This window comes from Streptomyces sp. NPDC048434 (assembly GCF_043200375.1).
GTDB lineage: Bacteria > Actinomycetota > Actinomycetes > Streptomycetales > Streptomycetaceae > Streptomyces.
Window position 1 is genome coordinate 19,275 of the sequence record NZ_JBICXQ010000050.1, and the last position, 11,495, is coordinate 30,769.

General features: G+C 67.1%; 10 protein-coding genes and 2 pseudogenes. 6 read left to right on the forward strand and 6 right to left on the reverse strand.

The genetic code is table 11. From position 1 onward, the window contains the following. The first annotated feature begins 23 nt into the window (after positions 1–23). Positions 24–782 (forward strand): alpha/beta hydrolase family protein, encoded by a 759-nt coding sequence (locus tag ACGFWI_RS37230; protein ID WP_393910505.1) that lies wholly within the window; start codon positions 24–26, stop codon positions 780–782. 19 nt (positions 783–801) lie between these two features. Here the strand turns inward: ACGFWI_RS37230 and ACGFWI_RS37235 are convergent. Next, positions 802–1,184, reverse strand: a pseudogene (locus ACGFWI_RS37235) (molybdopterin-dependent oxidoreductase); the annotation flags it as partial. A 298-nt stretch (positions 1,185–1,482) separates the two neighbouring features. Here ACGFWI_RS37235 and ACGFWI_RS37240 point away from each other — a divergent pair. Beyond that, positions 1,483–2,523: a VWA domain-containing protein gene (locus tag ACGFWI_RS37240; protein ID WP_393910506.1), complete on the forward strand. Its 1,041-nt coding sequence runs from the start codon at positions 1,483–1,485 to the stop codon at positions 2,521–2,523. 522 nt (positions 2,524–3,045) lie between these two features. On the opposite strand, the gene ACGFWI_RS37245 is transcribed toward ACGFWI_RS37240, so the two are convergent. The 3 genes from ACGFWI_RS37245 to ACGFWI_RS37255 all read right to left on the reverse strand — a co-directional run bounded on the left by ACGFWI_RS37245 (position 3,046) and on the right by ACGFWI_RS37255 (position 5,950). Continuing rightward, on the reverse strand, positions 3,046–3,585 hold the full coding sequence (locus ACGFWI_RS37245; RefSeq protein ID WP_393910507.1) for a 2'-5' RNA ligase family protein: 540 nt from the start codon (positions 3,583–3,585) through the stop codon (positions 3,046–3,048). A gap of 298 nt (positions 3,586–3,883) precedes the next feature. Then, entirely contained in the window at positions 3,884–4,600 is a 717-nt protein-coding gene (locus ACGFWI_RS37250) for a DUF6233 domain-containing protein (RefSeq protein ID WP_393910512.1), read from the reverse strand. Positions 4,601–4,744: 144 nt separating this feature from the next. Beyond that, positions 4,745–5,950 (reverse strand): MFS transporter, encoded by a 1,206-nt coding sequence (locus tag ACGFWI_RS37255; RefSeq protein ID WP_393910508.1) that lies wholly within the window; start codon positions 5,948–5,950, stop codon positions 4,745–4,747. A 64-nt stretch (positions 5,951–6,014) separates the two neighbouring features. On the opposite strand from ACGFWI_RS37255, the gene ACGFWI_RS37260 reads away from it, so the two are divergent. Beyond that, on the forward strand, positions 6,015–6,392 hold the full coding sequence (locus ACGFWI_RS37260) for a MerR family transcriptional regulator (protein WP_393910513.1): 378 nt from the start codon (positions 6,015–6,017) through the stop codon (positions 6,390–6,392). A gap of 76 nt (positions 6,393–6,468) precedes the next feature. On the opposite strand, the gene ACGFWI_RS37265 is transcribed toward ACGFWI_RS37260, so the two are convergent. After that, the gene (locus tag ACGFWI_RS37265; protein ID WP_393910515.1) at positions 6,469–6,936 is read right to left on the reverse strand and encodes a hypothetical protein; all 468 of its coding nucleotides are present in this window, start codon (positions 6,934–6,936) and stop codon (positions 6,469–6,471) included. Here ACGFWI_RS37265 and ACGFWI_RS37270 point away from each other — a divergent pair. Further along, a pseudogene (locus ACGFWI_RS37270) lies at positions 6,839–7,310 on the forward strand (hypothetical protein). The gene ACGFWI_RS37265 and the pseudogene ACGFWI_RS37270 overlap by 98 nt on opposite strands. Before the next feature lie 875 nt (positions 7,311–8,185). On the opposite strand, the gene ACGFWI_RS37275 reads toward ACGFWI_RS37270, so the two are convergent. Beyond that, positions 8,186–10,267 carry an alkaline phosphatase family protein gene (locus ACGFWI_RS37275; protein WP_393910509.1) on the reverse strand — a complete coding sequence of 694 codons (2,082 nt, stop codon included), beginning with the start codon at positions 10,265–10,267 and terminating at the stop codon, positions 8,186–8,188. A 19-nt stretch (positions 10,268–10,286) separates the two neighbouring features. Here ACGFWI_RS37275 and ACGFWI_RS37280 point away from each other — a divergent pair, with 19 nt between their 5' ends. Further along, positions 10,287–10,454 carry a hypothetical protein gene (locus ACGFWI_RS37280; protein ID WP_393910510.1) on the forward strand — a complete coding sequence of 56 codons (168 nt, stop codon included), beginning with the start codon at positions 10,287–10,289 and terminating at the stop codon, positions 10,452–10,454. Between the two features lie 256 nt (positions 10,455–10,710). Further along, complete coding sequence (locus ACGFWI_RS37285) at positions 10,711–11,334, forward strand: serine/threonine-protein kinase (RefSeq protein ID WP_393910514.1); 624 nt, start codon at positions 10,711–10,713, stop codon at positions 11,332–11,334. Positions 11,335–11,495 lie beyond the last annotated feature (161 nt).

The window sequence follows — 11,495 nt, forward strand, 5'->3', positions numbered from 1 at the left end:
GTCCCTGTCTAGGTGATCACAACATGACCGAAAAAGTGCGATTCCAGAGCGTCGTCGGCCCCGAACTGGCCGGAGCAATCGACCTGCCGGACGGCGAGATCCGAGGCTGGGGAATCTTCGTGCACGGATTCACACTCGGCAAGGACTCGCCGGCCGCCTCGCGCGTCAGCAAGCAGCTGGCACGCGAGGGGATCGGAATGCTGCGCTACGACAACCTCGGCGTCGGAGACTCCGACGGCGACTGGGGGGACGGTTCCTTCACCATCAAGGTCCAGGACACTGTCCGTGCCGCAACTCTCATGGCGGAGCGAGGGACTCCAGCAGACTTGCTGGTGGGACATTCATGGGGAGGCGCAGCTGTCCTCGCCGCAGCGGCCGAGGCAACCGGCGTCCGCGCGGTCGCCACGATCGGGGCGCCTGTCGACCCCAGCCACGTCGAGCGACAGTACGACGCGGTCATGGATCGCGTTCTCAGTGACGGGTCGCACGAGTGGTTCGTCGGCGGGAGGACCCTGGTGCTCAAGCGTGCCTTCGTCGAAGACGTCCGCCAGGCTCACCTGCGCGATCGGATCAGCGAGTTGAACCTGCCGCTACTCGTCCTGCATTCGCCGACCGACAACACCGTCGACATCGACAACGCCGGGGAGATCTTCCGCGAGGCACGACACCCGCGAAGCTTCGTCTCGCTCGAAGGAGCGGACCATTTCCTGACCGCCCGAGGACAAGCGCAGCGAGCCGCCCACATCATCAGCGCCTGGGCCGACCAGTACATCCAAGGGTAAGGGGCTCGCAGGCAAGACACCCCTTGCCGGTGCCCAGGGACACCTGGAGTGCCCGCCCGCTGGCCTCATGGCACATGTTGGAGCGATCGGGCAGGTTGTCGGTGCCCAGTTCACGGGCCATCAGCTGGTAGAGAAAGGTGGCTTCGTTGCCGAGCCGGCCGGAGGTGTAGAAGGACGCCTGGTTCGGGTCGTCCCGCCCGCGCAGGGCCCCGCCGACCACCTCGAACGCGTACCTTCCAGCTGATCGGAACGTAGTGGTCCGAGCCGGGGTCGTACACCATCGGCTCGGTCAACCGGCCCTGGTCCTCCAGGACGTAGTCGATCCAGGACGTAGTCGCTCCAGCCGGACAGCTCGGTCACCGAATGGGAGGCGAAGAACTCGCGCCCGACGCGCTTGCGCGTCCCGCCTTCGCCCTCTCGGGCGTCGGCGGCCTCCACCACTACGCTCTAGCTGCCTTAACGGCCTCGAGCGGCATTTTTGCCTCTGCATGGACGAGGGCGTCGAACTCATCTTCCTCTGACGTTGGAGTGCTCAGTCGGCCGAACCCCCAGCCCAGCCGCAGTTAACGGGAAAGCCCTTAGGCCCGGATCTCCGTGGAAATTCGGGTTCTTCGTGTCTGCATCCAACTTGGAGTCCAAGATCAATTGTCAGTGGTGGGTGAGAAGATGAGTGCATCGAGTCGGAAAAGGGGGAGCAGTTATGTCCGGAAACCAGAACTACATCAACCACGTTGCTTTTGTGCTGGATGCCAGTTCGTCCATGTCACACTTGAGCCGCAAGGTCGTCGAAGTCGCCGACCAGCAGATTGCATATCTGGCCCGCCGGTCGGAGGAACTGGACCAGGAAACTCGCGTTACGGTGTACGTCTTCGCTGACAAGGTGGAGTGCGTCATCTACGACAAGGACGTGCTGCGGATGCCGTCCCTGAAGCAGCTGTACCGGGTTGGCGGAATGACGGCTCTGCTGGCGGCCACACTGAAGTCGCAGACGGAGCTGGCGCAGACAGCTCAACTTTACGGTGACCACAGCTTCCTGACGTTCCTCCTGACTGACGGACAGGAGAACGCAAGTCATCGCTGCCCGGATGCTGCTGCCGGGGATCCGCGTGAACTGGTGCAGGCCGTGGCCAAGTTGACCGAGACGCAGGAGGACAACTGGACGCTGGCCGTCCTTGTGCCGGACCAGATGGGCAAGCGCGAGGCCATGCAGTGCGGCTTTCCGAAGGACAACATTGCCATCTGGGACGCCACGAGCACACAGGGTCTGGAAGAGGCCGGTCAGGTCATCCAGCAGGCAACCGAGAAATTCATGGTGGGCCGCACCCAAGGCATCCGAGGATCGAAGGCGGTGTTCTCTACGGGTGCCGAGGTTGTCAACAAGGACAGCGTAGAGGCAGCCGGCCTCACCCCGGTGCATCCGTCCGAGTACCAGCTGATTCCGGTGGCTCGCGAAGCGGTGATCCGGGACTGGGTCATCGAATGCGGACACACTTTCCGTACCGGTTGTGCGTTCTACCAGCTCAGTAAATCGGAGAAGATCCAGGCACGGAAGCAGATTGCGGTGCTGGAGAAGAAGACAGACCGGGTATACACGGGGCCGCAGGCCCGGGCCCTGCTCGGCCTGCCGGACCAGGAGACTCGCGTCAAACCGGACCACAACGACGACTTCACGATCTTTGTACAGAGCACCAGCGTAAACCGCAAACTGGTACCGCACACACGGCTACTCCTTATGACCTGACGCCTCAAAAGCCCCGCCGGCCCGACGAGGCGCACCTGCGGCGCCTGGGTGAGCCCGGCAGCCAGCTGTGGCTGCCGGGCCTGACGGACAGAGCCCGCTTCGGCTTGCCCAGCCGCTAGGGCGGGGTGTGCCCGTGCTCAGAGCGGTATGCGGCCACTCCCTCTGTCCACAGCCCCGCAGCTGCACCCTCTGGGGAGTCGCCGTGATCCACGGATGGGCGGGGTCATCCATCAGCGGTCGGGCGGCGATGAATGCCGCACGACCTCGGGCAACCGCAGCGTCCCGTCGGCGTCCGCGTAGTCGAAGTAAGCCCCGGCAGCGCCGCACCGGTGGTGGCAGCGGCCAGGGCGTGCGCCGGGCGCCGTCCGCTCCGCGGCTTCCGCAGGGCGGGCGACGAACTGGTGCCCATCTGCTGGCGGCCCATCACGCGGCCGTCGGTCCCTGGCACGAATCCCGGGTGGCGTGCGGTGGCGCGCCTGATGGGCTTCGTCTTCGGCAGACCAGACAGGCATCACGACCCGTTCATTCGCGGAGTGCGAACGACGCTCGCTCTTGCCACTTCGCGCCGTCATGCACCACGAGGTCCACTGACGAGACACGGGAGGTGAAGGGCAGTTTGCTGAGAAGGTCGGCCTCAATCCCTTCCAGGACAGCATCATCCTGACCGTCAGCGATGGTCAGGTGGGGCACGACCTCGGTGAACTTGCCGCCATAGGGAGGAGCCTCGGGCCACCGATCAGCGATCGCCTCAGTCAGCCGCCGCAACTGCGTGTCTGGCTCAGGAACGAGATACAGCACCTCCGGAAACCGCCCGCAGCTCTCAAACCGCAGGTCAAAGGCACGATGCTTGCCGAGCACGTCAGCGAGAGCCGAGCAGACCAGCGAGTCTATTCGACTCTCGTCGAGGAACGGGAAGAGCACAGTGACGTGTGCTGGAACCCCGGCTCGGGCCGACGCATCGAACCGTCCACGCCATGCGTGGACTGCCGGCTCGGCGTCCGGGATCCTGACGATGAGGCCCGTCTGACCGGCCTGAAACCTACTCGTGCTGTCGTCTGCCATGACACGGCATGCTGCCACCTCCACAGCCGGCCGCAGTGATCATTATGCGCCGGTGATCACGACTGATCCCTTCTCGGCGGGCTGGGGCTCGCGCGAGACGCTCTCCGTCGACCTGGCGGAGCCCGCTCTGGTCGCCGGAGTGGGCGCCGACACGGCGGTGGATGCCGGCTGGTGGCGACACCCCGTCCGGGTAATGCGGGTGCGGGCCGGCATGGTGCCGCAGATGCCCCGCTGTTCGGTGGGGAGTGACGATCGTTGTCCCGAGGCTGCTGGGCTGCCCTGGCGATTCAAGCCGTGGTCAGTGCAGCTGCCTGAGAACGGTGTCGGGGCCGCACGCTTCGCAACAGGCGGCGGTCTCGGGGTGGGTGAGCATCGCCAGTGCCTCCTGGTCGGTCAGGAGACGGTTGCTGCGGACCTGCGCGCAGTCGGGCCGGTGGATGAGGAACTCTGCCCGCCGCCACAGGGGCGCGTCGCCCAGGGGCCAGCGCTTGCGCTCCTGGGACGGCGGAGGGCGAGGCTGCGGTAGTCCCCGCCCTCGACCGGCTGGACTACGGGGTGCGGGGCACTGAAGGCCAAGGTGCGAGTCACCAGTCGGGACCCGTGGCGGCGGTCGTCTTCCCGGTCGGGTATTTCCAGTTCGAGGTCGTACCACCAGGTGCCGGAGCGGTCGCGGCGACGCCGGGTCACCGCCGCGCGCAGGCGCTGCCCGCCGGGGGAGGGCAACCTCCGCAACCGGTGCCCGGCTCAATGTGCTCGTCTTCCACGGTGTCGGTGGCATCGGCAAGACGACGCCGTCCCGCAAGCTCGAAGCCGCCCTCACCAGCACCGAGGGCCGGCCCGCCCAGTGGCCGCCGTACACCTGGCCGACTAGATCCTGGGTACGCATCGACCTCGCCCGCTCCGCCGGCACCGACTTCGAACGCGTCGTCCTCACCATCCGACTCGCGCTCCCCCAACTCGGCCGACCGCGCTGGCTTTCGACCTGGCGCTGGGCCGGTACTGGGAGCACAACCATCCCGGCGAGCCGCTGGAGGAGTACCTGCGCCGTGGCGGCCTGGCGAGCCGGTTCAGGAAGGCTCTGCCGCAGCGGATGCAGTCCGCGCTCGGCGACGTCGCCCAAGTGCGGCCCGCGGGTAGCATCGGCGGACGGGCCGAGGATTCAGCTTGATCGCTTGGCTGGGAAGCCGTGGGTGCGGGTGCTGACGACGACGATCAAAGCCGGTGCGACAAGGGCAAGAACGCTCCAGGGGAACGAAGTGGCGCCGAGCAGGTCGAGCAGGACACCACCGACGACACCGCCACCGGCCATGGCCAGGTTCCACAGGGTGACGAGCATCGCCTGCGCCGCGTCGGCCTGGTCACCGCCGGCCTGCCCCGCAGCCGTCTGCAGCAGCGTCGGCACGCCGCCCCACCCAAGGCCCCACAGCAGCACGGCGAGGTAGACCAGAGCAGGGCTATCGGCCAGGACCGCGAGTATGGCGGCCGCCGCACCGACCAGAAGCGTGCTGGCGATGGTCAGACTGCGCAGCCGGCGGTTGATGAGGGCGCCGGTGATCCAGATGCTCAGCAGTGAGGCGCCGCCGAAGACCAGCAGCGCTAGGTCGGTGCTGTCGGCCATGCGGACGTGGGCGAGGAAGGCGGCGATGTAGGCGTACAGGATGGTGTGGGCTAGGACGAAGACCAGCGTCACGAAGAGAACCGGAGCCACACCGGGGACCCGCAGCGCCTGACGCATAGGGGTGCGGTGCTCCTGGCGCTTCCCAGCGTAGTCCGGCACGACAGCCATGATCCACGCAGTCAGGGCGACAGCGAGAGCGCTCATGGCCAGGAAGGCCGCCTGCCAGGTGACCACCTTGCCCATGAAGGTGCCTGCGGGTACGCCCAAGGAGAGGGCAACCGGGATGCCGGCCATGGCGATGGCGATGGCCTTGCCCTCGAGGCCGACTGGGACCATACGGCGGGCGTAGCCGGCCAGCAGGGCCCAGGCCAGGCCGGCGGCCACACCAGCCACGAAGCGGGCGACCATGGTGAGGGGGTAGTAGGGCGACAGGGCTGTGACGGTGTTGGCGACGGCGAATCCCGCGATGGCGGTCAGCAGCAGGTGCTTGCGGCGCCATCCGGCGGTGGCCGCGGTGAGCGGAATGGCGGTGAGCGCGGTGCCGAGCGCATAGATCGTGACGGTCTGTCCCGTGGCGGACCCCCTGACGTGCAGGTCGGCGCTCATCTCGGGCAGAAGTCCGGCTGGAAGCGTCTCCGTCAGGCTGGTGATGAACACCGCCGTGGCCAACGCGAGCAGCGCCGCCATAGGTAGTTTGTGTTTCTGGTTCTGCGCGCCGGAACCAACGGGCAACTGCTGTGTCGTCATGCCGGTATGCTCAAACCTTCACATAGATGTGAAGGTCAAGCTGACATGGTGTGAGGTGGAGCACATTCGCATTGGCGAGTTGTCGAAGCTGACGAACACCAGCCGCAGGCTGCTGCGTTACTACGAAGAGCAGGGACTCATCGTCGCGGAGCGCTCCCCGAACGGCTACCGCGCATACGACGAGCGCTTCGTCGATCGCGTACTGCAGATCCGGGGGCTGCTCGACGCCGGGCTGCCGACCCGGATCATCAAGCAGATCCTGCCGTGCCTGGATAAGCCACGAGTGATCTACTTCCCCGACGCCACCCCGGAGATGATCGCAACCCTGGAAACGGAGCTGGAGCAGTTGAACCAACGCATCGAGTGCCTGACCCGCAACCGGGACGCGGTGGCTGAGTACTTGGAGTCGGTGCGGGACTACCGCAGCTCCGACGCCGCCTGAACGCCGCACGGGCACCGAGGGCCCACGTTCTTCCAGCTTTGTCGGTTCTCATCGACATTGTCGAGCTGACTGATCGCTAAGTGTTACCCAAAACCGTCGACAAGCGTTGCCCGCTCTCGCTGACAAAACCATCCGCCACCGGACGGGGCGGGTTGCCACCCCGGCTGGCTCTGCTTGCGTTCCCTTTCATGAGGAGCCGCGCGGGCAGCTCAGGACGCGGGACGACGCGGACGGCGATGGGGTTGATCCAGACGCCCCGGGGCCCCACCCGCTTGACGAACCCGCGGGCGACGAGCTGGTCGACGGCTTCGAGGAGCTCGCCGCGGGTCAGGAAGTCGATGGGCGCGAGCAAGAACCCCAGCTGCCAGTTCCTGATCGTCGGCGGCCCGGTGCTTCTTGAGCACGGACGTAGAGTGAGCTCCTCGACGAGTCGACGGGGGTTCGCCATGGAGATCACCGTCCAGTGGATACGGACGTCCTGGACCAAACAGTCCCGGGGAGGGGAGACCGCCTCGCGCAGGAACGCCGCCCCGATCGGCTTCACTCTCCCGCCTGCCGAGGCCGCCTCCGCCCACGTGATTCGCATGCATGAGCGCGACGGCTTCGAGCCGTATGACACCCAGGAAGACCCCGGCAAAGTCGATGTCCAGCTCCGTGAAGCCGACGGACGGCTTCGGGTCTTCCCCCGAGTGGAGCCCTTGTTCGCCCTGCCGCCCCGGCCACGACGGCCCCCGGCAGTGCGACTTCCCCCGGCCATGGGTGCGCTGGCAGCTCAACTATCGCTTCAGCAGCATGGCAGGAATGCAGGACTGGTCGTACTGGCTGGACACGTTCAACATCGCCTACGGACCGGCGAACGCCGATGTGTTCCTGTCCACACCCACCGTGTTCGTCGAAGAGCAAGGGCCGCTCCGATAACCACGTCCTGAACGTCGACCAGGCCCCAGATGACGCTACGTCACGCGTGCTGTTCACCGAGACCCCGGGTGTCGTCGCCGCGTGGAGAGCAGACGCGCCACCAGCACCGTGCTCAATGGCATCGGCGTCCACCGCTACCTGGAGAACGCCGAGCCGACGGGAGGCGCTGCTCAGTCTGCGCCACCCCGACTCCGCCTACGCAGGATCGACGTGGCGCTTCCTGGCCGGTCACTGCGAGCAGGAGTCCGCCCTCTCCTGCCTCGTCCGCGAGGCGGAGGGAAGAAGCCGGGGCTGCTGATCGAGCCCGGTGACGTCGAACTCACCCACGTCGTCGACCTCGTGGACACACCCGGTGGCCGGCCACTCATGCAGATGGTCTTCCGAGCCCGTCACTGGTCGGGAACTCCGGAGGTCCGGAGCCCGACAAGTGCACGGGCTGGGGCTGGTGGCCCCCGAATGACCTCCCGACGCAGACGGTGCCCTGCACCCGGGCCGTCGTCGAAGGCATCCGCGCAGCACGCCTCTACACGGAAATGGGCGGGTCATGACCACTGAGACGCGCCCAGGAACGGAATCGCAGGTCTATCGGCTCAACCTTGAGCCCCGGTGACGAGCAGCGGGTGAGCACCGGCCGCGGGCAGGGCGCCTTGACCTGGTGGCTTCCCGCACCGCACGCCCTCGCCGGGGAATCAGCACCTTGACCACACCACCACAGGAGATGAGCCGATGAGCACAGGGCCGGACAGCACCCTGCGGTCCGGCGGGTGCCTGTGCCGGATCTGACAAATGATCTCCGCGGAGCTTTGGTGTCCGAGCCGATGCAGCGTGGCGACGGCGGCCAGGACGGCCGCCGTCGCCACGGATGTCCTGGCCGATCAGTCCGTTCCGGTAGTGGCAATCCGGCCGGCGTAGCGCTGCGTCCAGGTCGTGTCGGTGTCGACGGTGACGACCACGTCGTAGTAGCCCTCCTGGGTCGGCCACATGACGGCCTTCGTCTCGCCGTGGGACACCGCGACCTTCCGGGTACGGCCGAGGTAGTCGTGAGCGGTGAGCGTGTAGTTCACCGGCTTGGTGCCGTCGTTGTGCAACGTCAGCTTCACCTGAGCATCGTGCTTGGTGCCCTCGCCCTTCAGGAGGTCGGCTTCCACGCGCGGGAGGCCACCCTCCCCCTTTCCAGCGAGCGCGACCTGGCCGGCGAAGGAGCGCACGAAGCCGTCGTTGGAGTAGATCGAGAACGCGTACTTGCCGTCGGTGGCCTTGGTGTCCCAGGTGTACTCGCGCGGCTTGCTCGCGGTGACGGTGAACGGCGTGCTGGAGAACGCCTGGTACTTGTCGGGGAAGACCTGGAAGCTCAAGGCCTTGTCCTTCGGGCCGCCGGTCAGGGTCATCCTGGCGGTGGCCTTCCCCGACGTGCGGTCCTCCGAGATCGTCGCGTGCGGATGGAAGCTCAGCGGGCGCGGTTTCATGTGGTTGGCGGCGATGGACACCGGCTGCTCGGCGTGCGGATCCGGGAAGGTGGCCGGCCCCGGTTGCGGGTGGGCGAAGTCGAGCGCGCTGGTCAGGTCGCCCGCGATCGAGCGCCGCCAGTCGCTGATGTTGGGGCAACGGAACGGCTTGCCGAGGTGGGTCGCCCAGGTCTCGAGGAACTTGATCGTCGAGGTGTGGTCGAAGACCTCCGAGGCGACGTACCCGCCGCGGGTCCACGGCGAGACCAGCAGCATCGGCACCCGCGCACCGAAGCCGAGGGGGTAGTCGCCGGCGTACTCGCGCGCCGTGCCCGGCTCAGGCCATGGCGGCAGCACGTGGTCGAACTTCCCGTCGTTCTCGTCGTAGTTGAGGATGAAGAGGGTGTGGTTCCAGATATCGGGGTTGCTCTGGAGGATGTCGAGCACCTTCTTGACGTAGCGCTCGCCGTGCAGGGTGTCCGCGCTCGGGTGCTCGGACCAGCCGTACGGCGCCACGATCCAGGAGACTGCCGGCAGTGGGTGTTCCGCGCCCGGCCGGCAGGCGTCGTGGAGGTTTTTGAGGACCGCGTCGAGGTTGTCGTCGGAGTCGTCGTTCGGCGAGGTCATGCCGGAGTAGTACGTGGCGTTGCCGCGCCAGATCAGCCCGGTGCCGGGCCGCAGCTTGGGGTCGCCGGCGCTCAGCCCCTCGGGGTCGAACCCCTTGAAGTATTTCAGCTCGTTGTCGCCGTAGTCGCCGACCCAGGTGCTGAGGTAGCCCTGTCGCCCGTTGCCGCTGTTGTCGGAGTAGAGCCGCCAGTCGATGCCGGCCTGCTGGAGCTGCTCGGCCACCGTGATCCAGGGACGGGAGTAGTTGGACTCATCGGTGTTGCCCGTCTCGCTGTTGGCGGTACCGCTCCACAGGTACTTTCGGTTGGGGTCGGTCGGCCCGAACTCGGAGCAGAAGTTCTGGTCGGCGATGGTGTACTGCGCGGCGACCGAGTGGTAGAAGCCCATGTAGGCGTCGCTGTGGTAGTTCATGCAGCTGGCGCCGCTGTGCTGCACCCACAGGTCCCATTTGCGATGGTCGACGTCGCCCCAGGCTCCGTGGTCGTTGCCCCAGGCTCCGTCGTCGACCTGCGGGGTGACGATGTTGCCGCTGCCGTCCTTTTGCTGGAAGACGGTGGTGCCGTCCTGGAAACGCAGTGCCTGCTTGTCGTTGAAGCCGCGTATGCCGGGGAACGTGCCGAAGTAGTGGTCGAGGGACCGGTTCTCCTGCATCAGGATCACGACATGCTTCAGGTCGGACATGTTGCCCTGGAAGCCCTTTGGCACGACGTACCTGGGCTTCGGAGCGGCGTACGCGCCGCCCGCCCCGGCGGTCGCGCCGAGCACCAGCGCCCCGGCGACGCCCCCCGTGCCCTGGAGGAACCAACGGCGTGAGGTGCCGGTCGACGTCTCGGGTCTGTCGCCGAGCTCGGACTCGGACCTCGGAGTGATCGGATCGGGGGCCATGAAAGCTCCTCATATGGGCATGGACAGTCGGGGATGGGCGCTGCAGCCCGCTCATCGAAGCGAGTGGACACCAACTCTGCGTGAACACCGGCCGAGCGATCAGCAGGACAACGACTACGAGGTCGGCAACTTCTGCGTGTATGTGGTGTATGCCTCCTTCACGACATCGGCTTCGACGTCGAGGTGAAGTCCGCGGGCCTGGAGGACGCCTACGGCTACCACGACAACGACCGCCACCCGACTCGTCGCCGCGCCGGCGGCACCTGGAGCCGATATGCCCCGGCGACCACACACCGTGACACCAGACCGGATCTCACTACGGAACAGGCGACACCTCCACATGCGAGCCCACCAGTTGACGCCGGGATTCGCGCCTCCGGAACCATGGTCGGGCTTCTCAAGTCCACGGTTCTACAAGGAAGATGGATCCGGTTACCGGTGAGATGACAGAAGGGGGCACGGTGGCGGCGTTCGCACCGTTGGCTTCGGGGGATCCCGAACAGGTCGGCCGTTACCGGCTGGTGGCACGGCTCGGCCAGGGCGGCATGGGCCGGGTGTACCTGGCCCGTTCGCCGAGCGGACGCACGGTCGCGGTGAAGGTGGTGCGCGCCGCCTTGGCGGACGACCCCGGCTTTCGGCGGCGGTTTGTGCGGGAGGTGGCAGCGGCGCGCCGGGTGGCCGGCTTCTTCACCGCCGCGGTGGTCGACGCCGATGCGGAGGGCCGCCCGGCATGGCTGGCCACCGAGTACGTCCCAGGGCTTTCCCTGGGAGAGGCGGTGGCCGAGCACGGGGCCTGGCCGGAGCATGCGGTGCGACAGCTGGGGGCCGCGCCGGCCGAGGCACTCGGAGCCGTCCACCGCGCAGGCGTGGTGCACCGGGACCTCAAACCGCCGAACGTGCTGCTCGCGGGGGACGGCCCCCGGGTGATCGACTTCGGGATCTCGGTGGCGGCCGAGGACACCCGGCTCACGGAGCCGGGCGTGGTCATCGGACGAGCGGTGGAACCAGCTCCTGACCTATTCCGCCGGGGGCCGCGACACCGTGGTGAAGCAGACCGCGGTCCGTAACGGCAGCGTGCTGGTCATCCTCTCCGGCTCGCCAGCCGTCGTCGACCAGCACCTCGACGAGGCCCTCGCCAAGGCGGCAGCAACCCGCTGACGCGCCGTATGCCGGTGCCCCGACCCGGGGTCGGGGCCCCGGCGCGTCACCAGGGCACCACGACGGACAT